This is a genomic window from Kitasatospora sp. NPDC098652 (assembly GCF_044760155.1).
Lineage (GTDB): Bacteria > Actinomycetota > Actinomycetes > Streptomycetales > Streptomycetaceae > Kitasatospora.
Map to the genome: position 1 here is coordinate 750,393 of NZ_JBIWAQ010000002.1, position 25,111 is coordinate 775,503.

28 protein-coding genes are annotated in these 25,111 nt (G+C 71.7%); 23 read left to right on the top strand and 5 right to left on the bottom strand.

Annotation, left to right across the window (positions count from 1 at the left end; translation table 11 throughout):
• Positions 1-112 precede the first annotated feature (112 nt).
• From ACIQWA_RS07245 to ACIQWA_RS07265, 5 genes are all read right to left on the bottom strand, one after another.
• Positions 113-991: a DUF317 domain-containing protein gene (locus tag ACIQWA_RS07245; protein ID WP_402479266.1), complete on the bottom strand. Its 879-nt coding sequence runs from the start codon at positions 989-991 to the stop codon at positions 113-115.
• 113 nt (positions 992-1,104) lie between these two features.
• Positions 1,105-1,434: a hypothetical protein gene (locus ACIQWA_RS07250; RefSeq protein ID WP_402479268.1), complete on the bottom strand. Its 330-nt coding sequence runs from the start codon at positions 1,432-1,434 to the stop codon at positions 1,105-1,107.
• 265 nt (positions 1,435-1,699) lie between these two features.
• Positions 1,700-2,521, bottom strand: coding sequence for a DUF317 domain-containing protein (locus tag ACIQWA_RS07255; RefSeq protein WP_402479270.1), 822 nt, complete (start codon positions 2,519-2,521; stop codon positions 1,700-1,702).
• A 69-nt stretch (positions 2,522-2,590) separates the two neighbouring features.
• Positions 2,591-3,481: a hypothetical protein gene (locus ACIQWA_RS07260; RefSeq protein WP_402479273.1), complete on the bottom strand. Its 891-nt coding sequence runs from the start codon at positions 3,479-3,481 to the stop codon at positions 2,591-2,593.
• Between the two features lie 276 nt (positions 3,482-3,757).
• Entirely contained in the window at positions 3,758-4,531 is a 774-nt protein-coding gene (locus ACIQWA_RS07265; protein WP_402479276.1) for a DNA-methyltransferase, read from the bottom strand.
• Between the two features lie 716 nt (positions 4,532-5,247).
• On the opposite strand from ACIQWA_RS07265, the gene ACIQWA_RS07270 reads away from it, so the two are divergent.
• The 23 genes from ACIQWA_RS07270 to ACIQWA_RS07380 all read left to right on the top strand — a co-directional run bounded on the left by ACIQWA_RS07270 (position 5,248) and on the right by ACIQWA_RS07380 (position 25,090).
• Positions 5,248-6,411, top strand: coding sequence for a C40 family peptidase (locus tag ACIQWA_RS07270; RefSeq protein ID WP_402479279.1), 1,164 nt, complete (start codon positions 5,248-5,250; stop codon positions 6,409-6,411).
• A 97-nt stretch (positions 6,412-6,508) separates the two neighbouring features.
• Positions 6,509-6,829 (top strand): DUF6112 family protein, encoded by a 321-nt coding sequence (locus ACIQWA_RS07275; RefSeq protein WP_360493254.1) that lies wholly within the window; start codon positions 6,509-6,511, stop codon positions 6,827-6,829.
• Positions 6,829-7,530 carry a hypothetical protein gene (locus ACIQWA_RS07280; protein ID WP_402479282.1) on the top strand — a complete coding sequence of 234 codons (702 nt, stop codon included), beginning with the start codon at positions 6,829-6,831 and terminating at the stop codon, positions 7,528-7,530. Before ACIQWA_RS07275 ends, ACIQWA_RS07280 begins: the two co-directional genes overlap by 1 nt.
• 83 nt (positions 7,531-7,613) lie before the next feature.
• Positions 7,614-9,038 carry a conjugal transfer protein TrbL family protein gene (locus ACIQWA_RS07285; RefSeq protein WP_402479710.1) on the top strand — a complete coding sequence of 475 codons (1,425 nt, stop codon included), beginning with the start codon at positions 7,614-7,616 and terminating at the stop codon, positions 9,036-9,038.
• Positions 9,039-9,162: 124 nt separating this feature from the next.
• A complete protein-coding gene (locus ACIQWA_RS07290) occupies positions 9,163-10,563 on the top strand; it encodes an SCO6880 family protein (protein WP_402479285.1) in 1,401 nt (466 codons plus the stop codon).
• 14 nt (positions 10,564-10,577) lie between these two features.
• Positions 10,578-11,024 carry a DUF6238 family protein gene (locus ACIQWA_RS07295; protein ID WP_402479288.1) on the top strand — a complete coding sequence of 149 codons (447 nt, stop codon included), beginning with the start codon at positions 10,578-10,580 and terminating at the stop codon, positions 11,022-11,024.
• 15 nt (positions 11,025-11,039) lie between these two features.
• Entirely contained in the window at positions 11,040-12,548 is a 1,509-nt protein-coding gene (locus ACIQWA_RS07300; protein ID WP_402479712.1) for a VirB4 family type IV secretion system protein, read from the top strand.
• Positions 12,549-12,764: 216 nt separating this feature from the next.
• Complete coding sequence (locus tag ACIQWA_RS07305; RefSeq protein ID WP_402479290.1) at positions 12,765-13,448, top strand: hypothetical protein; 684 nt, start codon at positions 12,765-12,767, stop codon at positions 13,446-13,448.
• A 49-nt stretch (positions 13,449-13,497) separates the two neighbouring features.
• Positions 13,498-13,911 (top strand): hypothetical protein, encoded by a 414-nt coding sequence (locus ACIQWA_RS07310; RefSeq protein ID WP_402479292.1) that lies wholly within the window; start codon positions 13,498-13,500, stop codon positions 13,909-13,911.
• Positions 13,912-13,937: 26 nt separating this feature from the next.
• Positions 13,938-14,684: a hypothetical protein gene (locus tag ACIQWA_RS07315; protein ID WP_402479294.1), complete on the top strand. Its 747-nt coding sequence runs from the start codon at positions 13,938-13,940 to the stop codon at positions 14,682-14,684.
• A 16-nt stretch (positions 14,685-14,700) separates the two neighbouring features.
• On the top strand, positions 14,701-15,123 hold the full coding sequence (locus ACIQWA_RS07320; protein ID WP_402479297.1) for a hypothetical protein: 423 nt from the start codon (positions 14,701-14,703) through the stop codon (positions 15,121-15,123).
• A gap of 367 nt (positions 15,124-15,490) precedes the next feature.
• Complete coding sequence (locus ACIQWA_RS07325) at positions 15,491-16,324, top strand: hypothetical protein (RefSeq protein WP_402479299.1); 834 nt, start codon at positions 15,491-15,493, stop codon at positions 16,322-16,324.
• A gap of 253 nt (positions 16,325-16,577) precedes the next feature.
• Complete coding sequence (locus tag ACIQWA_RS07330; RefSeq protein WP_402479301.1) at positions 16,578-16,835, top strand: hypothetical protein; 258 nt, start codon at positions 16,578-16,580, stop codon at positions 16,833-16,835.
• A gap of 133 nt (positions 16,836-16,968) precedes the next feature.
• Positions 16,969-17,259 (top strand): hypothetical protein, encoded by a 291-nt coding sequence (locus ACIQWA_RS07335; RefSeq protein ID WP_402479304.1) that lies wholly within the window; start codon positions 16,969-16,971, stop codon positions 17,257-17,259.
• 60 nt (positions 17,260-17,319) lie between these two features.
• Positions 17,320-17,916, top strand: a complete 597-nt coding sequence (locus ACIQWA_RS07340; RefSeq protein ID WP_402479306.1) for a hypothetical protein — start codon at positions 17,320-17,322, stop codon at positions 17,914-17,916.
• Positions 17,917-17,933: 17 nt separating this feature from the next.
• Positions 17,934-18,389: a hypothetical protein gene (locus ACIQWA_RS07345; RefSeq protein ID WP_402479308.1), complete on the top strand. Its 456-nt coding sequence runs from the start codon at positions 17,934-17,936 to the stop codon at positions 18,387-18,389.
• 12 nt (positions 18,390-18,401) lie between these two features.
• Positions 18,402-19,259 carry a DUF317 domain-containing protein gene (locus ACIQWA_RS07350; RefSeq protein WP_402479311.1) on the top strand — a complete coding sequence of 286 codons (858 nt, stop codon included), beginning with the start codon at positions 18,402-18,404 and terminating at the stop codon, positions 19,257-19,259.
• A gap of 328 nt (positions 19,260-19,587) precedes the next feature.
• On the top strand, positions 19,588-20,001 hold the full coding sequence (locus ACIQWA_RS07355; RefSeq protein ID WP_402479312.1) for a hypothetical protein: 414 nt from the start codon (positions 19,588-19,590) through the stop codon (positions 19,999-20,001).
• A 277-nt stretch (positions 20,002-20,278) separates the two neighbouring features.
• Positions 20,279-22,042, top strand: coding sequence for a type IV secretory system conjugative DNA transfer family protein (locus tag ACIQWA_RS07360; RefSeq protein ID WP_402479714.1), 1,764 nt, complete (start codon positions 20,279-20,281; stop codon positions 22,040-22,042).
• Between the two features lie 62 nt (positions 22,043-22,104).
• Positions 22,105-22,938 carry a hypothetical protein gene (locus ACIQWA_RS07365; RefSeq protein WP_402479717.1) on the top strand — a complete coding sequence of 278 codons (834 nt, stop codon included), beginning with the start codon at positions 22,105-22,107 and terminating at the stop codon, positions 22,936-22,938.
• A gap of 80 nt (positions 22,939-23,018) precedes the next feature.
• Positions 23,019-23,723, top strand: a complete 705-nt coding sequence (locus tag ACIQWA_RS07370) for a hypothetical protein (RefSeq protein ID WP_402479315.1) — start codon at positions 23,019-23,021, stop codon at positions 23,721-23,723.
• A gap of 36 nt (positions 23,724-23,759) precedes the next feature.
• Positions 23,760-23,933, top strand: a complete 174-nt coding sequence (locus tag ACIQWA_RS07375) for a hypothetical protein (RefSeq protein WP_402479318.1) — start codon at positions 23,760-23,762, stop codon at positions 23,931-23,933.
• Positions 23,930-25,090: a DnaB-like helicase N-terminal domain-containing protein gene (locus tag ACIQWA_RS07380; protein WP_402479321.1), complete on the top strand. Its 1,161-nt coding sequence runs from the start codon at positions 23,930-23,932 to the stop codon at positions 25,088-25,090. Before ACIQWA_RS07375 ends, ACIQWA_RS07380 begins: the two co-directional genes overlap by 4 nt.
• The last annotated feature ends 21 nt before the right edge of the window (positions 25,091-25,111 follow it).

Below are 25,111 nucleotides of genomic sequence, written 5' to 3' on the forward strand. Positions count from 1 at the left end.
GCCCCGCTTGGTCAGGTTCGTCCAGACGGTCTTCGACGCGCCAGGGCCTGCAAGACGTCGGGGAAGGACTCGGACGGTCGTGTTGTCGGGGTCGATGGTGCTCCTCAGGCTGTCAGCGGCGGTGACCGTCGCGGTTCGGGCTAGGTGGTGTTGCCCGTGGAGCAGCCGGTGGTGCGCTCCCACCGCCGGGTGAGATGGGCTGCGGGCTGCGGGTGCGGGCTGCCCGGGCTCGCTGGACGTCCAGCGGGGTTGGACTGGAGGGCAGTTCGGTCAGCTCTGCGGCACCGATGACCGCGGCACCGATCGTCAGGTCGCTCAGTTCACGGACGTCACGGGTGGCTGGACCGAGCATCGCACCGGCGATGGCGTGCAGGATCCGGTCCGGGGTGGAGGTGCTGGCTGCCGCGCACCAGCCCTCGTGCTCGTCGCCGATGGTGACGGTCCAGAACGCGTCCTGGCCGGCTTCCTCCCAGTCGCCCGCCCCGCCGCCGGGGTCGACGACGATCCGGTCCTGCGGAGCGTGCACCGAGACCACCGTCTCCTGCTGTGCCCAGGCGTCCCAGGTGGTGATCCACTCCGGGGGCTGGAAGAGGCTCCGCCACTCGCTGTCGGCGGCCGACCCGTGCAACCGGGCGCCGGAGCGCAGCTTGGAGGCGAGGTCGGTGGTGATGGCCTCGACGATCTCGATGGGCGTGTGGTCGGTGAGGCATACGGTCCACTGGGGCGACTCGAACGGAGCCTCGTGCACAGCGATCTTCCACATCGCTTCGGTCCCGCCCCTGGGCTCGAAGCCGAGCCGGATCCGACCGTCGTGGGAAACGATGAACTGGTTGCCGCGGCCGTCGTCGAGGCGTACGGCGCCGGCGTCGACGAGCGGGCGGATCGCCCGCTCGCTGTCCACGACGGGGCCGGCGTACAGGGCCGGGGTGATGCTCAGCTGCAACCGCGGCTGGTCGTTGGCCTTCTTGACCCAGTAGGGGTTGGTGGTCAACGGCGGCTCCGGTCCGTCGGCCAGGACAGCGCGCCCTCGGGTGGTTCCGTGTTGGTGGTGATCGGTGCTCCAGGTGGGTACGTGACGGGGTGCTCTGCGGCCGTCGGCAGCCTCTACCGGCCGCGCGCTGCGGCTGCCCGCAGGTGGGCGGGGGTGGTCGACGGGCCGGTGGGCGCCGCCGGAGGCTGGGCAGCGCCGCGCTGAACACCGCGTACGCGCGATTCCGTTCGGCTCTCGGCGGTGGCTGGTGCCGGTGGGGAGTCGGTGAACACGTCGATGTACCGGGCGATGGCGTGCCTGAGCGGTTCGGGGTTCAGCTCGCCATCGTGGTCGAGGTCGGCCAGAGCGTGCACGGTGTGCACGAATCCCGGCCGGGGCACTGTCGCGTGTTCGTCGAAGTCGAAGAGGTTGGAGCCGAGTTGCGCTCCGCTGGCGCGCAGCACCACCTGGACGCGAATGCCGCGGTAGGTGTCGCTGCGGATGCCGCCTGGCTCCAGCGCAGCGGTGATGAGGACGTCCGCGCGGGGCGCGAGCTGTTGACGGCCGGTGGTGATGCCGTCCGGCAGCGGCGCCAGGGTCGTCAGTATGGCGGCGTGATCGACGATGTCGTCTCCTGGGTGGCGGTGCGTCGTTGGGTCTGGCCGAGCGGTTGTCGTCCATCCGGCCGTCGTGCGGGGAGGCTCGTACGGCTGGCGGGTTCGGAGCGGGTCACCGGACGGGCCGGGAGACGGCTGGCTCGTGGGTCGTCGCCGCGGCCGGTGCGACGGCGACGGTGCCGGCCGCTTGGGCGGCCGGGGAGGCCGTACGCGCAGCGTGGGCGCGCGAACTGGCCCGGTGCTCGTCTCGGGCCCCGGTGAGGTGGCGCAGGACTTCCGGTGCGAGGTCCTTGTGGTGTCGCTGGACCGGCGCGGGTGTGATCATGGGCCGGGTTGCCGCGGCGATCACGTGGAGCGGGGTGCCGTTGGTGAAGTGGGCTTCCCAGTACGCGGGGGTGCCCTTGGGGCCGGCCCAGAGCATGACGGTCTCGTCGTAGGGGTCGAAGTCCTTGGCCAGGCCCGTCGGTACGCGCTGGACCTCAAGTCCGGCGAGGCCGTCCGGAGCGGTGAGAGGGATCACGTTGGCCGTGAACTCGCGTTTCCATCCAGCCTGTTCGACCAGCCGTGTGGCGTCCTTGACGAGGTAGCTGCGGCGGTTGAACACCTGCTCCGGGTATTCCTCAAGGTCTCCGGCGATGGTTTCCAGGAAGGCGCCGACGATCTCGACCGGTGTGCGGCCGTCGAACCGCGCCATCCAGTCCGGGGCACCCATCGGTTTGCTGCTGGCGACGAGTTGCCACGGGTCCAGGTAGTCGCCGATGAAGGCGACGCGCAGGCGGTGGCAGGGGCTGGAGATGAACAGGCTGGCGTTCTCGGGGTCGGTGTGGTGAGGCCAGTTCCGCTTCTTGATGAGCAGGTTGAGGGCATCGCCGGGTTCGCCTCCGGCGCCGGCCAGGTAGCGGGGGGCAACGTCGATCTGGGTGTCGTCGTGCATGGGCCTCGTGCGGTGGGTAGGGCGGGGCGGGAGCCGAGTGCAGTGGCCCGGTGGTCCGCGGGATCTGGTTCAGCGTCGGGGAGCGGTGTCCCGGTGAGGCCCCGGCGGTGCCGGTGCTGACGTCTGCTCGAGGGCAGCGCGGTCCGCGGTGGTGCCTGACCGTGTACGGGTCGCTGCCGCCTGCGCGCGCGAGCCGGCGCTGGGCGCGAAGACGGCGTGGGTGGGGATAGGGCGGAAGGTGAACGATTCCTCGTAGCCGAAGCCGGGATCGCCGCCGACCCAGGCCGCGTCGATGGTGCGGGTCCATTCCTGGACTTCCTGCAGGGTGGCGAAGGCATGCTCGGTCAGGGAGTACCAGGCGGGGCCGGGCGCGATGTCGGTGGCGTCGAAGCCGCGGGCCCAGAACGCTTGGATGTCGAGGGTGATGGCCTCATCGACGTGCTGGTGGAAGACGCGGTAGGGCAGGTCCGGATCGGGGGCGTGCCGGTCCAGTGCGAGCGCCCACGAAGGAGAGGGTTCCCAGCCGTAGGTGAAGTGGGCGAGGACCTCGTAGCGTCCTGGCGTGCGCAGTCGTTCCTCGACCTGTCGGGTGGCCGGGCCGGCGGGGCGGGCGTACAGGCCCCCCGTGTAGGTGACGGCATCCGGGTCTGCGCCGCGTTCGATGAGCCAGCGCTCCGCGAGCGCGATCATCGGCAGACTCTCGTAGTCGGTGGTGTAGGTGGCGGTGATCGGGTCGCGCTGGACGTGGGCGGCGACGAACTGCGGGGCGGGCAGGTCGGGGCCGATGCAGACCTCGTCCTGGAACAGGTAGTAGCTGTGCCTCGGGGAGCCGCTCGCCGGGGTGTGCTGCAGCCGCAGGGCCGGGGTGTCGAGCAGGAAGTCGAGCATGTAGACGGCGTGTGCCGCCTCCGGAGTGGCCGGGTCGAGGCCGTCCAGGGCGAACGGGTCGAAGTCGTCCAAGGGGTAGGTGTCGATGGCGTTCTCGCTTCGGGGGACGACTCAGTGCGGCCGTCCGGGGCAGTGGGCTGGCGAAGGCGTCCTTGGCGGCAAGCTGTTGTGCCGTCGCGACCGGCCGGGCGCCTGCTCCGGGGGCCGCACGGCAGCCTTTCCCGGAGCCTCGGCGGTTCTGGCTTGCCGTGCGGCCTTCAGGTTCGGTCTCGGCAGAAGGGGCACTCGGGGTTGCTCCTCCTGCGCGTGGGCCGGACCGGCCGCGGGGCGGCGGTCCGGCCCGGGCCGTCAGGCTTCGTCCGGATCCGAGTCCGCTGCCTCGGGGTCGAGCGCGCCCGAGACGAACTGCTGCTCGGCTTCGGCGAGGCGGCGTTCGGCGATCTCGGCGTAGTGGGAAGTCACCTCGACGCCAATGAAGTTGCGGCCCTCCAGCAGGGCCGCGACGCCCGTCGAGCCGGAGCCCGCGCAGAAGTCGAGGACGGTGCCGTCCGGGCGGCAGATCTTGACGAGCTCCCTCATCACCGAGACCGGCTTCTGGGTGATGTGGACGCGGCCACTGCGGGGCTGCGAGGCGGTGTACAGGCCGGGCAGGTAGACGGGATGGGCGTCGCCGTCGATCGGGCCCTTGCTGCCCCATAGAACGAATTCACAATTCTGTGTGAAACGGCCCTTTTGCGGTCGAGCGGCTGGCTTGTACCAGGCGAGTGCGCCGCGCCAGATCCAGCCGCCGGCCTGCAGCGCGTCGCTCGTGGCGCCCAACTGGCGCCAATCCGTGAAAACGAGCGCGACGCCGCCGTTCTTGGTGGCCCGATAAGACTCGGCGAGGAGCTGGCTCAGCCAGTACGTGTAACTCCTCTGGTCCTTGTTCTCGCCGGGGAAATCAGCGAGGGTGTGGGCGGCGTCCGCGGAGGTGTACTTCGCGCGGGCCGTCCGCCCGGTCCTTTCCTGCGTGGTACGCCCACCCGAATTGTAGGGCGGGTCGGTGATGACGCAGTCGACGGAGTTCGAGGGGATCGCGGGGAGCCGGGTGAGGGCGTCGCCCCGGTGGATTTCGTAGGGCAAGGGGCGGGCTGTCCTCCTGGTCGGGGAAGGGGGGAAGGCAGCCAGAGCATGGCATCCGACCTGGGCTCTTCGGCCGCAGTCGGGCGGGTGAAGCCGACGCTTGGACCGTGGGATCCGGCTGCGAGGAGGAACCTAGCTCACGTGCGGCTCGCGACCTAAAAAGGCCCGACCCGGCCGCCGGCGAAGATCGTTTTAGGTTGCGAGCCGCACCTTGCCTATCGTCTCCTATGCCCCGAGGAAAGCCCGTCGGCCCGCTGATCTTCGTTTTAGGTTGCGAGCCGAACCTCGCCTACCGTGGGGCACCCGATCGGGACACTTCCCTCGTTCGACCCAGCGGCCATCGTTCTTTTTAGGTCGCGAGCCGAAGAGGGGCTAACGTCCTGCGGGTCGGTCGCCGGGAAATCCCCGTTCCGAGCGTTCGTCGCTTTTTAGGTCGCGAGCCTTCGATTCGGTAGCTTCGGCGATCTCAAGCGAATTCCATCTATCCGCCCCAGGGGACAGCCATGCCCTTTTCGAGATTACGAGCGCGGCTTGCTGCCGCTCTCGCCGGCCCGCCCGTCCGCCGAAAGGGCGGGCCCCTCACCCCGCGCTCGGTCGCATGACCCGACAGGAGACCTCATCATCCGCTCCCTCACCGTACGGACGCCGATTCCCAGCTCCCGGCCTCCGGACGCCTCCGCCGCCACTCCGGCGGGAGGTGGCGCCCTGGAGACGCGATGAGCCTGAAGAAGGTGGTCGGCCTCGGCGCGGCCGGGCTCCTGCTCACGCCGTTCGCCGTGGCGTTCCCCGCGCTAGCCGTGGCGGCCAACGACGAAGCCACCAAGGCCAACAACACCACGTGCACATCCGGGCCCGGTCCACAGCCTGTGGACACGGCCGCCGTGGCCGCTCAGGTCAAGCAGATTCTGAACGGGCTTGCAGGACCGCTCGCTTCGGTTAGCGGCCTGGACTCCCCGAGTGTCCAGATCCCCAACGCCAGGACGATCGTGGCCACCGGCATCGCCATGCAGGTCCCCGCTCGCGGCCAGACCATCGCGCTGGCAACGGCGCTGCAGGAGTCCGGACTCAGCAACCTGAGCTCCGGGGACCGCGATTCGCTCGGCCTCTTCCAGCAGCGCCCGTCGCAGGGCTGGGGCACGCCCGCGCAGATCCAGGACCCCGTGTACGCCTCCACCAGCTTCTACAAGGCCCTTCTGGGCGTGGCCGGCTGGCAGCAGCTGCCGCTGACCATGGCCGCGCAGGCGGTCCAGAAGTCTGGCTATCCGGACGCGTACGCGAAATGGGAGAACCTGGCGACCGCTCTTCAGCAGGCCATCTCCCAGGCGCTGCCAGGGGGTTCGAGTCCAGGCGGCTCCCCGTCTCCGACCGCGACCCCCGCACCGTCGCCCACTTCGGGTGGTTGCGGAACGGGTGCGGGTACGGGGACGGACTGGGGGACGATCCCGCCCGGCGTCCTGCCCGCCGGCTACCAGATCCCCACCGACGCCCCGCCCGCCGTGCAGAACGCGATCAAGTTCGCGCTCGGCCAGCTGGGGACTCCGTACCAGTGGGGCGGCAGCTGCACGGCGGCGCACGGCCCCGACCCCATGGCCAGGTGCGACTGCAGCTCGCTGATGCAGCAGTCGTACAAGGCCGGCGGCGTGACGCTGACGCGCACGACCTACACCCAGGTCAGCGAGGGCACCGCCGTGTCGGTGGACGCCTTGCGCCCCGGCGACCTGCTGTTCATCGAGCCCGGGCCGCAAGGCCCTGAACACGTGGGCATGTTCATCGGCCAGGGCCTCGTGGTGCACGCGCCGAAGACGGGCGACGTGGTCAAGATCTCCACGCTCGACTCCTGGAAAGCGGGCATCGTCGCCGCCCGCCGCGTCGCCACCTGACGGCAACTTCCTTCAATCTCAGCGCACTTCGCGCACTCTACCCCCCTCGCGCGGCTGTGCCGCGCCCCTCCCTCACCCCTCTAGCCGTGGAGTGTGTTTGCTCACCTACCTCGCCGATTCCGCCACCAAGGTCCAGCTGGCCTTTGACCCCGGAATCACTCCCAGCCAGGGTGGCCTTCCCGGCCTGGACGTCCTCAAGTCCACGGTCGGCTCGATCAACCTCTTCGCGATCATCGCGGTGGTCGGCGCCCTGTGCGTGTCCGGCATCGTGTGGGCCTGGGGCCACCACACGGGTTCGCACGGCAGCGAGCAGAAGGGCAAGCAGGGCGCGCTCGTCGCGGCCGGCGCGGCCCTCCTGCTGGGCGCCGCCAACGGCATCGTCAGCTTCTTCAGCGCAGTCGGGACGAACGTCCACTGATGCTCAAGTCCTCGCCGTTCACCGGGCAGTCCGCGCTGCTGCGCCGGCTGTTGATCGGCCTGGGCGTGCTCGTGGTCGTCGCTCTGCTGGTCGGGCTCATCGCTCGGCTGGCGGGCGGCGGCCACCGCACCCCGAGCGCCGCCAAGTCTCCTTCTGCTCCAGCTGTTTCGGCACCGTATTCTCCGCCGTCGCCGCGCGTCAGCACCACCCCGACCTCCGGGCCGACGATTGGCACGGCCCCCGTCGTCGCCGCACCGCCGCACACCAGCGACCCGATCGCGTTCGCGAAGGCGTTCGCCGCGGCCCTGTGGAGCTACGACACCCGCACCGCCACGCAGCCCCAGCAGCTCGCCGGCCTGCGCGGGTGGCTGACCAGTGAGAGCCAGTACGCCGACCCGGACGCTCTCGCCGCTCAGGTCCCGGACCCGACCCTGTGGGACCGGATGCGCGACAACGGCCAGTTCGCCGTCGGCGAGGCGGCCGAGGCGCACCTTCCCGCCGCGTGGCAGCAGGCCATCGGCAAGGATCCGACGCAGCTGACCATCGCCTACATCTACGCGGTCACCGTCACCGGCAAGCAGACCGTCAGCTGGCGCGACGGCGGTGCCGGCGCCGAGGACCGCTCCCTCACCCTGGCCGTGCAGTGCCGGCCGAGCCGCGACTGTGCGCTGGCCTCCATCGCCCCCACCGTCTATCCCTGACCTCACCCATCGGTCCCAACCAGAGGAGCTGATCGCCCATCGGCTTTTGTGATCTTCCCGGCTCCGGCCTGCTCTGCGATGTCATCGTCGGCGGCGTCAGCGACTCGGTCACCGACTCCATCGGCAAGTGGATCGCGAAGAGCGCCGGCGACCTCGCCAAGTCCGCGGTCGACCTCGCCTCGCGCGCCGTCGACAAGACCACCAGCATCGACCTGTCGGCCGAGTGGTTCCGCACCAACTACGCCACGATCTTGCCGATTGCTTTGACCATGCTGGTGATGACCTTCATCTTCCAGCTGATCAGGGCGGCCTGGCGCCGCGACGGCCAGGCGCTCGGCCAGGCCGTCACCGGCACCGTCTCGGCGACACTGTTCGCGATGACCGCGATCACCTTCACCGGCGTCGCCGTTGCCATCGTGGACGCTCTCTCCCGCGGGCTGTTCCAGATCGCCAACACGAACATGGACGACGCCGTCAGGCGGATCGTCCGGGTGTCGATGATCAGCATCACGTCACCGCTCGGCTGGGCGATCCCCGCGCTGGTCGCACTCGGCTGCGCTGCCGGAGCGATCCTCTACTGGGGCGCGATGGTCCTGCGCAAGGTGACCATTCTCGTGCTCGTCGTGCTCGCGCCGTTCGCGGCGGCCGGCGGCTCCTGGGAACCGACGCGCGACTGGCGGCGCAAGTGGATCGAGGCCACCGCGACGGTGGTCTTCAGCAAGATGATCATGACGGTGATCATGCTGGTCGGCGTCTCCGCCCTTGGCGAGAGCAACACCAAGGACGGCGTGCAGGCGCTGTCGGACATCATCGCCGGCCTCGTCGTCATGATGCTGGTACTGCTGTCGCCCATGGCGATCTACAAGTTCGTGCACTGGGCCGGCGACGGCGGACAGGGCCATGACCTGCACCGCTCGACCGCAGCCGGCCTTCAGGCCGGCGCCGCCGCTGCGAAGAAGGGCGGCCGGATGGCCGCCACCGCGGCAACCGGCGGCGCAGGTGGCGCGGCGATGGGCGGCGGCGCGGCGATGGGCGGAGGCGCCCCGCAGGGCCCGGCCCAGGTTCCCGGCCAGGACAGCCCGGTCGGCGGCAACACCTCCGACTCCGGCTCCGGCTCCGACTCGGCCCCGTCGACGCCGAGCACGTTCCGGTTCCCCGGCACCTCCTCCGGAGGCGGCGGCGACGCGATCGACCAGGCCCTGATCACTCGGCGCGGCAGCCGCAGCAGCAACGGCGGCGACCAGGGACAGCCCCTGATCTCCCGGGCCTCGACCTCCGGCCAGCAGCCCGGAGCACCCGACGAGGGATCAACCACGAAGGCGAGCAGTGCAGTTACTGCCGCCACCGCCGCGGGCGGATCCGGTGCGCCGCAGGTAGTCATGGGCGCCGGCCGTTCCACCGGCTCTCCCTCCTCAGGCGGGGCAGCAGAAACGTTTCCCTCTGCCGCAGCAGGGCCTGCCTCCGCGCCGGGAGCCGCCGTCGGCTCCTCCGCCCCGCCCACCTCCTGACCGCCGCCGGCCGGGGCCACCCCTCGCCCGAGCCCCGGCCGGCCTCCCGCCCTCACCGAAAGAGTCGCCCCTGTCGGCCTCCGAACTCCCGACCGTCCGGTTCCCCAGCCGGTCCCGCCGCGGCGTGCTGCTCGGGCTCAGTGTCGCCCAGCTCACCGTCGTTGGCACGGCCGGCGCCCTGCTCCTGGCGACGATGGTCGCCACCGGACTGGCCGGCGCCGCCCTGGCCACCCCCCTCTGGGCTCTGGCCGCCGCCCTCGTCATCGTCCGCGTCCACAGCCGCTCCATCGCCGATTGGTCACCTATCGTCATCCGCTACTACCTGCGTCGCGCCAAGGGCCAGCTCGTCTGGCTCGCCCGTCCCGCCACCCGGCCCCGCCGCGACGGCCTCCTCCACCTGCCCGGCACCGCGGCGAGCCTTCGCGCCGTCACCGCCCCGGGCGGCACGCTCGGTGCAGTCCACGACCCGCAGAAGAACACCCTCACCGCCGCCATCCGCGTCTCCAGCCGGGCGTTCGCTCTGCTCGACCCTCCGACCCAGGCGGCCAACGTCTCCGCGTGGGGCCGGTGCCTGGCCTCGCTCGCCCGCACCGGCTACATCACCACCGTGCAGGTCATCGAGCGCACCGTCCCCGACAGCGGTGATGCCCTGCAGCGCTACTGGGCCGAACACGGCCGGCCCGACGCGAAGGTCGCCGGCCCCGTCTACGAGGAACTGCTCGCCGCCTCCGGCCCGACCGCAGCACCTCACGAGTGTTACATCGCGGTGAGCCTGGACCTCAAGGCGGCCCGCCGCCTGATCGGGGAGGCTGGCGGCGGCCTGGTCGGCGCCTTCGCCGTGCTCGCCCAGCTGGTCCCCGGCTTCGAGCAGTCGCTGCGCAACGCCGGTCTGAACCCCGGCGGTTGGCTGACCACCGGGGAGTTCGCCGCCGTGATCCGCAGCGCGTACGACCCCAAGGCTCTCGCCCACCTCGAGCAGTGGTCCGAGACCGGCCAGCCCACTGCCGCCCCGGCCGCCGCCGGTCCGGTCGTGGTCGTCGAGGAACCCGCTCGGCTGACCACCGACACGGCCTGCCACGCGGTCTACTGGATCGAGCAGTGGCCCCGCTCCGAGGTCGCCCACGGCTTCCTCCACCCGCTCATTTTCGCAGGTGGTGCGCGCCGCACGCTCTCCCTGACCTACGGCCCCCAGGCCCTGGAGGCCGCGCTCAAGGCGGTACAGCGCACGAAGGCCAGCATCATCGCGGACGCCGCCGAGCGCGTGCGCAAGGGCCAGGTCGACTCCGAGGCCGACTCGATGGAGTACGCGGACGCCAAGCAGCACGAACGCGAGCTGATCGCCGGCCACGCCGATGTCGACCTGACCGGCCTGGTTGTCGTCTCCGCCGACACCCCCGACGAGCTGCGCCGGGCCTGCGCCTCCATCGAGACCGCCGCCGCCGGCACCGGCCTGGACCCGCGGCTCCTGCGCTGGCAGCAGGCCGAGGGATTCACCCAGGCCGCTCTGCCGCTCGCGCGCACCTGACGGGAGGCCCCGCCGTGCACCACCCGCCCACCACCGGTGAGCACCGCCTGCTGCGGTTCGCCACCGCCGGCCTCGACGTCCACCACCACACCGCCCTGCCCGAGCAGGAGCCCGTCTCCCGCGCCGAGTTGGACGCCCTGCACGCCCACTGCGTCGCGCTGTTCGCGCTGCTCGACACGCACACCGGCACCACCCGGCCCAGCGCCCCGGCCGAGGCCGACCACCTCCACGCCGCCCGCATCCGCGTCTGGCAGACCTGCGAAGCACTCCACGGCGCCTACCACCGCGCCCCACGTGCCGACGGACGCCGCCCCACCCGCGAGGCGTGCGCGCTTCGGCTGCCGGAAGGGGCACCGGACATGGCGATCTGCCAGCGCCACACCTCCACCGCCGGGCGCGTGCGCCGCATCGCCACCCCCTCCGAGCTGCGCGGCACCCCCACCGCCTCCTCTCGCACCTGATCAGGAGAAACGTTCCTGCGCTCCGCCAGTGCCACCCCCCTGTTCACCCCGACCCGCTCAGACCGCGCCACCCGCCGCCAGGCCAAGCGCGACCTCGCCACCGCCCGCCGCACCGCCCGCAAGGCCGGCCAACCCCAGCGTCCGAAGAACCGCCGCGAGGAGAACGCCGAACTCCTCCCCACCTACCCCGCCGCCGGCCGCCCCGGCCCGGCCTCCCTACGCGGTAGCAAGCTCAAGCTGCCCGCGCACCGCATGACCACCGCCACCGCCAGCGCCGCGTACCCGTTCCTGGCCGAGGGCGGCCTCGGCTCCTCGGGCGTCCTGATCGGCAGGGATGTCCACGCCGAAGCCTCGTTCGTCTTCGATCCGTTCGCCCTATACGGAAAAGTTGAAAATTTTACCAACCCGAACACGCTGATCGCCGGCGTCATTGGGCAGGGGAAGTCGGCACTGGCCAAGTCAATTGCCCTGCGCAGCACGGCATTTGGCTACCGCGTGTATGTGCCGTGCGACCCGAAGGGTGAGTGGACGCCGGTCTCGGAGGCGGTCGGCGGCACCACCATCGCGTTGGGTCCAGGGTTGCCGGGGAAGCTCAACCCCTTGGACGCCCCGCCCCCTCCGGCGGGAGTGGATCCGGCCGACTGGGCGGGCGAGGTCCGCAAGCGAAGGCTGCTGCTGCTCGGCTCGCTGGCGCGCACCGTGCTCAAGCGCGATCTCGCGCCGATGGAGTACACCGCGCTCGACGTCGCCCTGGACGCGGTCGTCACCCGCACCGACCTGACCGGCCAGGTTCCGCTGCTGGGCGACGTCGCCGCTGTCCTCGGGCAGCCCGCCGTCCTGGACGCGGCGCTCGGCGACCCCACCCGCCGGGTCGGCGCCGCCGCCCAGGACCTCGCCCACGCGCTGCGCCGCCTGATCAACGGTGACCTCGCCGGGATGTTCGACGCTCCGTCGACCGCAATCTTCGATCCGCGCAGCCCGATGCTGACGATCGACCTGTCCCGTCTCGGATCCACCGGCGACGACACGGCGCTGGTGCTGGCGATGACGTGTGCGTCGGCATGGATGGAGGCCGCACTCAGCGATCCCAATGGCGGTCGCAGGTGGGTCGTTTACGACGAGGCGTGGCGCGTCATGCGGCACGAAGCCCTGCTCCAGCGCATGCAGGCGCAGTGGAAGCTGAGCCGCGGGTTGGGCATCGCCAACATGCTGATCATCCACCGCTTGAGCGACCTGCTCAGCGCCGGCGACGCCGGCTCGCGGACACGAGCTCTGGCCGAGGGCCTGCTGACCGACTGCGCGACCCGCGTGATCTACCGGCAGGAAGCCGACCAGCTGGCCGCTACCGCCGGCCTGCTCGGCCTCAGCGGCGTGGAGACCGCCGCCATCGCCCAGCTGGGCAAGGGCCGCGGGCTGTGGCGGGTGGCCGGGCGGAGCTTCGTTGTTCAGCACCTGCTCCACCGGGCCGAGTTGAGCCTCTTCGACACCGACGCCCGGATGCACGAGAGCCGGACGGCGGCCTGATCGCCACCGGGGTGACCGCGAACACCGCGCTCGGGTGACGACTCAGGCCCGAACGGGGGCGACCCCGAGGCCATCGTCGCACGAGCCGGCAGCGCCGGGGCCGGAACTCCGGAAAACAGGCCGAGGTCCGCCGCCACCGACCGGCGAGAGAGGGCCACTCGATCCGCCTCTTCTCGCCCTTCCCCCAGCGCAGTTGACCGTTCAGGAGCCGTCATCATGCACATCACCATCGCCCACCTGCCCGAGCCGGATACCGTCGTCGCCGACCCGCCCGACCGGCGCAGCGCGTACTGGCTCGAGCAGGCCGGACTCGTGCGCGACGACGCCCTGCTACTGCACCGCATCCGCCGCGACACCGACCGCAGCAACGCGCGGCGGCAGATCCTGGAGGCCGAGAGGCTGGTCACGGTCGCCGGCTACGGCTTCACCCGGGTGTACAGCCCGGACGAGCAGCGCCGACGGGTCGAGGAAGTGCCACCGCGCTTGCGAGCGGCGGTCACCGCGGAGCCGCGGACTCTGGGCCGCACCGTCTGGGTGCACCTGGTCAGCGACGACATCGACAACGGCCACCTGGTGCTCCACGCCCAGCATCGGGGCATCGAGGGTGAGCTTGAGCTGCTCGTCGAGTACCCGGGCGCTGGGGAGGCGGCGCTGTTCTACACCGAGCCGGGCAGCCGGCACTACGGAGCCGCTCGTCACCCCAGCCTGGCATCCGCCCGCGAGGCGTGGTCCTCCTTGGGGTACGCGGTCGACCCGCCCGAGCCCGGCGTCCGGCGTGCCGCTGCCCGCCGGACGTCCCCGGTGTTGCTCGGCCGCCCCGGCCCACTCCCGCCGGCGCCGCCGCACCTTGCCGTCTCCTCTCCTTCCGCTGCTCCGGGTATCGGCCCGCCCCCGTTCTGACCGCACCGGCACTTCCAACTCAACTGCTCTGACTACTTCTTGGAGACTCATGCCGACCATGACCCTCACCCGCCAGGACGCCCGCCTGGAGGCCGCCCTCGGCCAGACCATCACCTCTCTGGTCGCCAACGAGGCGCGGGCCGACGCGTCGACCTGCCGCGTGATCGAGACGCACCGCGCACTGGTCGCGGCCGAGACCGCGGTGTCCTTCCAGCGGGTTCGGCTGATCAACATCGCCGCCGCCCAGCGCATCGTCGACGACGGCGTCCTCGACGCGCTGGACGCGCAGCTGGAGCGCCTGGAGGTGGCGGCCGAGGAGCGCGACGTGCTGGAGGCCGACCTCGTGCGGCTGCTCCAGGAACGCGAGGGAGAGGCGAAGCAGCAGGCGGACCAGGCCGCCTCGGCACCCGCTGCCGCTCCGGTGCCCGTCGTGGTCGTGCAGGGCGCGGCCCGCCGCCGCTGATCGGGAGTCCTGCGATGTCAATGCCGATGGCAGCTGGCGCTGCCGGCTCGGTGCGTTTCGGCTGGGACTTCGACCGCGGCGAGTTCGCCGTGCGCACCGGTCCGCTGCCCCGGGCCGCCGGAGAAATCCTCTACCAGTCCGGATTCTGGTACCGGGCCGATGAGTTGGACGGCTGGTGTCAGCGCCCGAGCGTCGGCCGGGACGACCAGATCCGCAACGCCGCCGGCGCGATCGACCAACTGGTCAAGGCGCGCGTCCCGGTCGCGAACTGGCATCAGCCCTCCCAGCGCAACGCCGACCTGGTCGAGCACTACCGGTGGCTCCAGTACGGCGGTCCGTTCCCGGACGCCGACGCTGCTGCTGCCAAGGCCCGCACGCTCATGTCCGATGCGCTGACCGCTGACCGCCTCGGCCCGCGCGAGCGAGCCGTCGCCGAGGAGGTGGTCTCCGGCGCCCTGGTCGTGGAGGCGATGTACGCCTTCGAGGACCGGCACTGGTGGCTGACCGCCACCCCGAAGGACGACGAGCACTCGTACGTGTGGCTGAACTACGAACCCGGCCGCGGCGAGCTCTACGTCACCGACTACATCGCCTCCTTCGCAGCGACCGAGGCCCGCCGCGAGTTCCGGGTGACGATGCTGCGGGACACCACCCGGCCTGCTGCCGCACGGGCCGAGGCCGCCCGGCCGTCGCGCCGCCTGAGGATGACCACCGCCGGCTCCGCACCGCCCCTGCCACCCGGGCCCGCGCTCGGCCGAGTGGCCTCCCGCTGACCCCCTGGAGAACTGCGTGCCCCGCCAGAACCCGACCACGGCGCCGCAGCCCGGGGTCGTCTTCCGGCGCCTTGCCGGCGCCGGGATCACCGCAGCCACCGCCAGCCGCGATCCGGCTGTGCTGGCGGCGCTGGCCGAGGCCGGATTCCGGCTCGGTCTGGAGGACGCCCCGGAGCGCTACTCGCTAGCAGATCCGGACCCCGTACGGCAGACCCAGACCGCCACCCAACTGGTGGCCGTGCTGGGAGAGCTGGGCGTCCCGGTCAGCATCAGGCCGTCGATCCCCGGCGTCGAGACGGCCAGCGTCGCCCTCTCGCCCTCGGCGACGCGCGTCGCCGCCGCCCGCACCACTACCGCGCACGGCGCCCCCACCACTTCCGATCAGGCCCGCCCCGCGGTGCCGGTCCCCACTTCGCCGGCACCGGCCGCCCGCCGCTGACCGCGTCCACCTCTGCCCCGAGGAGCAGCGCATCACCCCCGAGCACGTCTCCATCACCCGTGACCCGCAGTACGGCGTCGTCGCCGATGTCGGCCCCGATGCCTCGCCGACCGCCCACACGCTGCTCGCCCGCGCCGGGTTCCGCCAGCTGGACGACGGGCGCCACGCCCTCGACCCGGCGACCGAGCAGAACGTCTTCCTGCACGCACGGCAGACCGTCGCCGCGCTGCGTCGCGGCGGAGTCAAGGTCAGCGCGGACCCGGCGTTCGACTATAACGAGGCGACCCGGCCCGGCCCCGACAGCCCGGCCGCCCGCGCCGCCGGCCCCGGTGCCGTCGTCCAGGCCAGCGCCCCGCGCACGCACGACGTGCACATCGGCCGCCACCCGCGCCTGGGCATCGTCGCCACCAACCCGCACGGCAACCAGCAGGTCGCGTTCGCCCTCGCCGAGGCCGGCTTCACGCGCACCCGCGAGCACCCCAGCCTCTACGTCCTGGACGAGCCCGAGTTCGAAGGCACCAAGCGGACCGCCACCGCCATCTCCACGCTGCGCGGCCAGGGCCTGCGGGTCGCCTCCGACCTCGCGTTCGAACCGCTGGGCGGGCCGTACGAGAGCACTGACCCGTTCGCCACCCGGCTGATCGAGGTGATGGACCGCACCCCGCCCTCGCCCGTCCCCGCGCCGGGCCACCTCGCGAACGCCGAGGACCCGTTCGCCACCCGCCTGTTCAAGGCCCCCGACCTCGGCCCCATCCCACCGGTCCCGCAGACGGACCCGTTCGGCACCGTCGTCCACCCGCCGGCCGGGCCGAGCCGCGACGAGCAGGGCGCCGACGCCCTGCTGCATGACCGCGCGCTGCTGACCGCCGAGATCGCCTCCCGCCTGCGCGTCATCGAGGAGCAGGTGCGCGCCAACCCCGGCGGCGTCGACCTGGCCCGCGTCGAGGCGGTGATCGGCGAGGCCACCACCATTCTCGCCGGGGCCGGCAAGGACCTCGCCGCCGTCGCCGCCGCTCCCGCCGCGCCGGCTGCCCGCACGAGTGGACCGGGCAGCGCCCGCGCCCGCGCCGCCCTCGCCACCAGCGGCCGGGTTCGCTCCACCGCTGCTCTGCACGCCACCGGTGCAGCCTCCACTGCCGCGTCCGCGCAGGTCGTCGACCCGCGGATTGCGTGGGCCGCCGGGCACACCAACTCCCGCTGACTGAAGGAGCATTACCCTGTCCGTCAAGAAGAACTGGTCCGTCGAGCACGACTGCGGGCACAAGGTCGACCACGACCTGTCCGCTCGTCCCGCCGACAAGCGCGCTGGCTACGCCCGCTGGCTGGCCACCCGCTCCTGCCGCGACTGCTGGCTGGCGGAGCGCAAGGAGGACACCGCCGAGCGCGAAGCGTGGATCGCCGCCCGCCGCGCCGAGGAGGCGCAGGCCGCCGCCGAGTGGGCCGGCCGTTTCGAGATGCCCCCGCTGGAAGGCCCCGAGCGTGCCATCGCGTGGGGTGAGCGCTGCCGACACCAGCTGGTGACCGCCGCCTACGAGGCCCTGGTGGTCGAGGGAGTGCTCGCCGAGGGCGATTGGCTGGCCGTCGAGCAGCAGCTGCGCACGCTGGACAAGGCGTCCTGGTGGATCGATCAGCGCGAGAGCGCGCCGGCCGACCTGCCCGAACTGGCCGCCGCCGCCACCAGCGCCGACCGCGTCAACGAGAACCCGAACTGAACGCGAGAGCCGTGAGCGACCCGACCTGCGAGCCCACCGCAGTCGACCCCGTCGCCACCGGCACAAGGCCCGCCCCGACCCGACCCGCACATCAGGCCCGGCGCATCCCGAACACCTTGAACTGGAGCACCATTTGACCAACTCCGACGTCACCCTTGCCGCCGGCCACCTGCAGGATCTGACGGAGCAGCTCCGGACGACCTACTCCGAGAAGCAAGCCCTGCGCATTCTGCGCGAGCTGAACTCCGTGGACGACACCAGCGTCTTCGGAGCACTCAAGAACCTGCTGGGAGCCATCGCTGTTACCCCCTGCCGCTGCAGCCCGGCATACATGCTGGGCCAGAAGGCGCTCGACCAGCTGTGGGAACTGTCCCGCACGCTCGAGGAGACCACGCTCGCCTTCGAGGATCCGGACGGCCTGTGACCAACGGCCGCAGCGGCACGGTGGCCGGCACGCCCGCCGCTCCCAGTCGCGGACGCTGAGGTGCAACCGACGATCTCGCGGTACGCCACCACCGCCGACCTGCTCGCCGCCATCGCCGCAGCCGCCGCCCTCCACCGCGCCCGCCCCCGCCTGATCGACGCCTGGCGCCCGGTCGAGGACCTGCCCACCCCGGACTTGGAGGCGTTCGGGGCGGAGCTAGCCGCGCACCTGTCGGCTGCCGGTAACCCGGCCTCGGCCCTGCGCACCCGGCTGGTGTGGCAATGCACCCTTCGCACCGATCCCGATGCCGCCGCCCCTGCCGACCAGCACTTCCGCCAGACGGCGCGGCGCATCCTGGCCGCCACCGGGATTGCCGCTGAGGACGATCCGGCCTCCTGCCGGTGGGCGCTGCTGCGGGTCGGCGAGCACGAGGTCCGGCTCGTCGCCCCACTGGCCCGGCCCGACGGCACGGTGGCGGACACCGGCCGCGACCGGTCCCTGGCCCTGGCGGTGTGCCACCTCGCGGAGACCCGCAGCGCTGGCCTCCACGGACGCTCGCGCGCGGCGCTGGCCGGCACCACCAGCCAGCGTTCTGGCTTCCTCCCCGCCCTCCCTCCCGTCACCACCGCCACGGCCCGCGCCGGCCGGCGCCCGTAGAAAGAGGCTCCCGCTCGTTGCCCGAGACCCGCACCACCAGGACCATCGACGTCGCCAACGACGCCATCGCCCGCGCCGGCCGTGCCCTCGCCGAGATCATTGATCTCGCCCCCTTCCTGACGGCCCATGAGGCGGCCGAGGTCCTCCAGGGACTGACGCTGACGCCCGGGACCGCCCACCAACTCGCGGGCACGATCAGCGAGATCGGCCGGCAGGTCGCCCAGGAGTACGGCGACCGCCCGCCGCTGTGGGAACCGCTGCTCACCCAGGCCACCGCCATCACCACCGCCGCCTTCCGCACCGCCGCCACCTCCGACGCCATCGCCGAAGCCGCGGACGAGACCACCCGCAGCCGGGCCGCCACCGCGCAGTCCCCGGCACTGCGGGCGGCCGGCACCGGCGCCTCGGTGCACCTCGCCCCGGCTTCGGCCGCTCCGCCGCACCCCCGCATCGTCGAACCTCCCCACCGCTGAACCCGGAGATCCATGCTCAACACCTCGGGCGAGTTCCTCGTCCACCCGCGCTACCTGGCGGGCGCCGGGGACATCGGCCGCGTCCTCCGGCCGGTCGTAAACGCACACGGCTGGCCGTTCGAGAACGCCCCTCACAGGAACAGGGTCGCGGCCACCAGCCCGTGCGGCCGGATCGAGATCCTCTGCGAGGAGGCTGTCTTCCACCTGTGGAAGATCAGTGTCCGAGACAGGCCCGGCGACAAGCGGCCGAGGTGGCAGGCCACCTTCACCAGGGAGACCCCCGCCGAGATCGTCGGGGCGCTCGTCCAGGCCCTGGCCGCGGACCGGTACGTGGCGCCCGAGGAGATCGTCGCCGAGTGGCCCGGCCACTCGACGGCCGCCTGGCGCCCCCTCATCAACGCCGGCTGGACGCCCTCCGACCTGACAGCCGTGCAGTTCGACGACGGGGACGGCGGCATCGTCCAGGTCACCGCGCCGGACGCTTCCGGCGCTGCGGTCCTCGACGGCATCCGCCTCACCTCCCCCGACGGCAAGGCGGCGCTCGTCCACACCCCCAAGCCGGACCACCTCTTCGGGGAAGGCGTCGGCCCCTGGCAGATCGACGTCGCCTTCGGTCCCGACTGGCTGGACCAGTGGACGGCGGTCCTGTCCGCGGCCACCCCTGTGCGGTACCTGAACATGCTCACCTCCGCCGTCGCCGGCCCCGTGCCCGTCGTCCGCGCTCACGCTGAGATCAGCACCGCTACCCGCACCGCGGCCACCATCCGCACCCTGCCGCCGTCGAGGGGCTCGACCCAGTTCCGTGCGTTTGAGACCGGGTTGGCCATGCGCGACCCCCGCCACCCGAACCAAGGCCACCCAAGCCGCTGACCAGCAAGAAGGAAGTCCCCTGCCTGAACCGCCCCGCCAGATCGTCTTCGTCCGCTTCCCCCACCGCAATGGCTCCGCCACGGCCTCCGGCAACGCCTGGGCCGAGGCCCCCGACACCGCCAGCCGGGTGCTCCTCAGCCGCGCAGGCTTCTACAACGAGGGCCCCGGGGCAATCTTCACCGCGGAGGATGCCGGCTACGGCGACGTCAACCAGCGCATCCGCCTCGCCGAACAGCTCCTCACTGACGCCGGCTACACCACCCGAGTCGTCCCTCCACTCTCACGCCGACCAACGGAAATCGCTTTCAGTGGAAGGGACTTGGCCTGGATGCAGTCCCGACTGGTGGCGGCCACCGCACAGGTGCACACGGCGGACACCGTCGAGGACCTCTGCTCCGCCGTCGTCGCGGTGATGGACCCCGAGACCGGACTGGTCGAGCGGCTCACCGCGTTTCTGGACACCGCCTCGCAGCGCCTCGACTCCCTCGCCGAGGCGGACTTCCTGCCCGCCCGACCGCCCATGGCCACTGCGCTGCACGACGCCAGCGCCCAGCTCACCACGGTGGGCTACCTTCTCGCCCAGGCGGAGCTGGCCCAGCCCGACGAGCCCAACGACCAGCCGGCCGTGCCCCGCGCCCTCGCCGCGCGCGCCCGCACTTCGCCGCCCGGCGGCCCGAGCGCCTCCACGGCCAGCACCGCGCCGACGCCGGTCGCCGCCTCCGCCCGCGCAGCGGCACGGTGACCCGCCCCGGCCCGGATGCGGCCGAGCTGGTCCAGCTCGTCCGCCGGTTCCGCATCGAAACCGGCACCGCTCCAACGACCTGCCCGGCCAAGGCACCCGCTGCCCGTCGCTGAGCACGCCGTACCCGCCGGCTGACCACCCGCCGGCCACCGGGCTGATCGCCCACGTCTCGGGCTTCCGTCCCGCAGTGATCGCCGCCCGCCCCCGCCCGCTCCGGGCCCCTGCCGCTGCGCGCCTCCTGCCCGGCAGACCACCACCCCCTGCAAGGACCGCACTCCTGCCCGCCTCCCCCAAATCCCCCTCTGCAAGCCCCGGTTCGGATGCACTTCTCTACGCGCTCATCGGCGCGGGCATCGCCGTTGCCGTCTTCGGCTCCCTCGCCTGGGTCGGCGGCAGCGCCGCCACCGCCGCGACCACCGCCGCCCCGTGGGCCCCGTACCGGCCGGTCGACGCCGCTCTGCACCCCGACCGGCTCTTCCCCCAGCTCAGCTCGCTCCTCCTGCTGATCAGCACCCGAATCGCCCCGGCGCTGATCTCCCTCGCCCTCACTGCGGCCGGCCTGCTGTTGTGGTCCAAGCACCGCAGCCAGCCCACCGGCCTTGCCGGCCGCAGCGACCTCGCCCCGCTGCTGCCTGCGGAGATCACCGCCAAGGCTCGCGACTTGCGCCCCAGCCTCTCCAAGGCCAAGCCGCGCGAGATCAGTCCGGACGACACCGGCATCCTGCTCGGCGACCTCGCTCCCAACGGCCCTGAAGTCCGGTCGAATTGGGAGGACGTCGCGGTCGCGATCATGGCGCCGCGCTCCGGCAAGACCACCAGCATCGCCGTCCCCGCGATCCTGCGCGCGCCCGGCCCCGTCCTGCTCACCTCGAACAAGGCGGCCCGGGATGCCTACACGGCGTGCCTGGAAGCGCGCTCCGAGGTCGGGCGGGTCTGGACCATGGACCCGCAGCAGATCGCCCACACCCCGCAGCTGATGTGGTGGGACATCCTCGCCGACGCGGGGGACCTGCCGGGCGCACGGCGGTTGGCCGGTCATTTCGTCGCCGCCGCCGTCGACGAGTCCTCGCAGGGCGATTTCTGGAGCACCGCCGCGCAGAACACGCTCTGCGCCTTGTTCCTGGCGGCGGGCTGCGACCGCCGGCCGATCACCGACGTCCTCAAGTGGCTTGCGGTGCCGAGCGACCGCACCCCGGTCGACATTCTCCGCGACCACCGGATGATCGCCATCGCCGACCAGCTCCAGGGCACGGTGAGCGGTGCCGTGGAAACCCGTGACGGCATTTACGAAACCGCGCGCCAGTATGCCGCTTGCCTTCTGGACCCTCAGATCTCGAAGTGGGTCACGCCGAATCCCGACCTGCCGGAGTTCAAGCCGAGGGAATTCGTCACCCGCAAGGACTCGCTTTTCCTTCTCTCGAAGGATGGCGGTGGCTCCGCGAGCGCGCTGATCGCGGCTGCGGCCGACTCCGTGATGCGCACGGCCGTCATCGAGGCCGAACGCGCGGGAGGCCGACTCGACCCGCCGCTGCTGGCCATTCTGGACGAGGCCGCAAATGTTTGCAAAATCGGAGATTTGCCCGACCTCTATTCCCACCTGGGATCGCGCGGCGTCATCCCGATCACCATTCTCCAGAGTTACCGCCAGGGCCAGAAAGTCTGGGGCGAGGCGGGCATGGACGCGATGTGGAGCGCCGCCACCATCAAACTGGTGGGCTCGGGCATCGACGACGCCGATTTCGCCGACAAGTTGTCGCGCCTGGTCGGCGACCACGACGTCGAAACGGTATCGCATTCCACGTCGGAATCCGGCCGGTCCACCTCGGTCAGCATGCGCCAGGAACGCATTCTCCCGCCCGACCAGATCCGCGCCCTGAAAAAGGGAACCGCTCTCCTCTTTGCTACCGGCCTGAGGCCAGCGCTGGTGAACTTGCGCCCCTGGTATAAGGAGTCCGGCGCCGCCGAAGTGGGGGCGGCCTCCTCCCGCCAGACCGCCCTGATCACCGAGCGCGCAATGGCCAAGGCCGGTGGCGCCGCATGAACTACACCACCGAAGCGGCCACTCGAATCCTTTCTCTAGGCGCCGGCGTGCAATCCACGACATTGCTTTTGCTGTCAGCGCTGGGCGAACTCCCGAAGCTCGATTATGCCATTTTCTCCGACATCGGATGGGAACCTTCCAAGGTCTATCTGCACCTGGATGAGGTCGAGCGCAGGATTGCCCGGCCAGCGAACATACCGATCCTTCGGGTTTCCTCCGGAAATATCCGCGAGGACGCGCTAGACCCAGCGCACCGATTTGCGTCCATGCCGCTGTACATTCTCAACCAGGACGGCAGTCCAGGAATGACGCGGCGCCAATGTACGGGCGAATATAAGATCAAGCCAATAAAGCGCCAGGTTCGCCAGATACTCGGCTACCCGCATCCGGTGAGGGTTCCCCGCGGCTTGTACGCCGAGCAGTGGATAGGCATCAGCACGGACGAGTTCCATCGGGCCAAGGATTCCGATGTCAAGTACACTCGCCACACTTTCCCGCTGCTGGATCTCGGAATGTCGCGCGATGACTGCCTCAAGCTGCTCGCCGAGCACGGCTGGGGGTCCACTCCCAAGAGCAGCTGTCTCGGCTGCCCATTCCACGGAAATGCCCAGTGGCGGGAAATCCGCGACAACTCGCCCAAGGAGTGGGCAGACGTCGTGGAGTTCGATGCCGCGATCCGGGCCGGCAATGCCAGGGCGAATGCCGACGGACGGCCGCTGCTGGGGCAAGCGTATCTGCACCGCTCCCGACTGCCGCTCGGCCTGGCGCCGATCGACAAGCTCACCCGGGCGGAGGCCCGTGCCCAGCAGCTACGACTGGACCTGGACGAGGAGGAGCTGGAGAACGGCTCGGATGCCGGCTGCTCCCCCTTCTCCTGCCGAGGCGACGCCGCCTGACGCCCCACCCGTCCAGGCGGCCTCCCGTCGATCGATTGCACCGATAGGACCGTCCTCAACAGGCAAGGAGCTTCTACCCGTTGGACCCCTGGCAGATCCCGGTCGACCGGGCGCAGGCGCTCACGCTGATCTCGCCGTTGTCGGACGGCACGGTCGCCGGCACCAAGCAGGTGGCCCGCCGCGGCGACCTGATCGTCACCGCCGAGCTCACCCAGACCATCCGCCACGACACGTGGAACGGGGTGCGGGTCCGGATCGTCTCGCCGCAGAGCGGGCAACTGGACTCCTCGTGGTTCGGCTTCGACGAGTACGACGTGCTCGACCCTTGCTTCCTGCACGGCATGGGCGCGGGCGGCAACCTCCTTCGGTCCAACCAGGCCGATCTGCTGAAACCCGACCGCATCCGCGCGCAGGCGCTGCGGGCGGCGGTGGCCTCGTACACCACGGTCCTCGCGCCGTTGCCGGAGCCGTCGGTGGCCGCGCGGGACGCCGTCGCCGACCGGCTCGGTGCTCTTGAGCAGCTCCAGGAGGCCCTCGACAACCTCTCGGACCGCGTCTCCGAGCTCGGCCATCCAGACGCCGGGGCCCGGCTCCACAGCCACGTCGAGGTGCTGCGGGACATCGGCCAGAAGATCACCGCGGACCTCCAGCAGTTCGTACCGCCGGGCACCGCAGGAGCACGCCGCTCGGCTGCGGCCAGCGCCAGGAGCAGTACCGCTGGTCGGCTCCACGAGGTTGCTCCTGGCTACTACCCGCCGCCGCGCACTGCGGGCCGAACCCTGTGAATCCCATCATCCTTCCTTCCGCGCAACGGAGTTGACATGAGCGACAACACCCTCGGCTTTCTGCCGGTCACCCGGGCCGACGGGGGCTGGCACCTGTCGGTGGGCGCCGGCCGCGTCCGGATCCGCGACGAGGCGCTCGTCGAGGACCTGGACCAGCTGCGCGCCCTGCTGGCCCCGGACCGACCGCGCGAGGAGGCGGTACCCGAGTGACGCCGGTCAACCGGGACATGAGCCCGCAGCTGGAGGCCGAGCAGGCGGTACTCGGAGCATGCCTGCTCGACCCGGCCCAACTCGCCCTGCTGAAGGAGTGGCTGGAGCCCCGGCACTTCTACCGCCCCGCGCACGAGAGCTTCTTCGCGATCCTGCTCACCCAGCACACCGCCGGCCACCCGGCCCTCGCCCCCGCCCCGGACGCCGACGCCGACGCCGAGGCGAAGGCGGATTGGGCCATCACGGCGATCACCACGGCCACCCGGGAGGTCCCCGGGTTCAGCGCGAGCTACGGCCACACGCTGGTTGCCGCCTGCCCGAGGCCCGCGCACGCCGCCTCCTACGGGCGGATGGTCCTGGAGACGGCGGTGCGGCGGGCGCTGGAGGAACACGCTCACCGCCTGCTGCATGCCGCGGAGACCGAGGCGGTCGAGGCCGCCGTCGAACTGACCGACGCGCTGCACACTGTGATCGCGCGGCTGGCCGATGCCTGGGGGGCGATCGATCAGCGCTCTCCCCGGCCGCTGCCCACCCCACCCACGCGGCCTGCCGCCGCCAAGGCAGCCGAGGCCGCCCGGCACGACGAGCAGATGCTGCTGTCCAGCCTGATCAGCTCCACCGAGCAGATCCCGCGGACCGCCTCCTGGCTCACGGTCGAGGACTTCGTCGACGCCGGCCATCGCGCGGTCTTCAGCGCCATGGCCGCGCTTGCGCACCGGCGCGAACCGGTAGACGAGCTGACAGTGCTGTGGGAGGTGCAGCGGCGCGGCGCCCTGGCCGCCAGGGTGATCACGGTGGCCGAGGTCCGCGACCTGTGCGCGGAAGGCTTTCCGGGCGATCCCGACTACTGGGCAGAGCGCGTCCTTCGCGCCGCGCTGCTGCGAGCGGCGGCCACCTCGGCCGGCATCGTGCGGGTGATGGCTCTGGACGCCTCCATCGCCGCCGGTCCGCTGCTCGGCTCGGCCGTACGGGCCCTCGCCCCCGCCGACCGCGTGCAGGAACGGCTCCGCTCCACGACGGCGCCCCCCACCGAGCGCACCGGACCGGTGGTCCTCGGCGCCGCTCGGCGCAAGGGAGCAGCTCTGAGCCGAAGCCCCGCTCCGCCGCCCTCCCCAGCCGCCCGCCCTGCCGAGACCACCGTACGATCCCGACGCTGACCACCGGAGACCCACACTGCC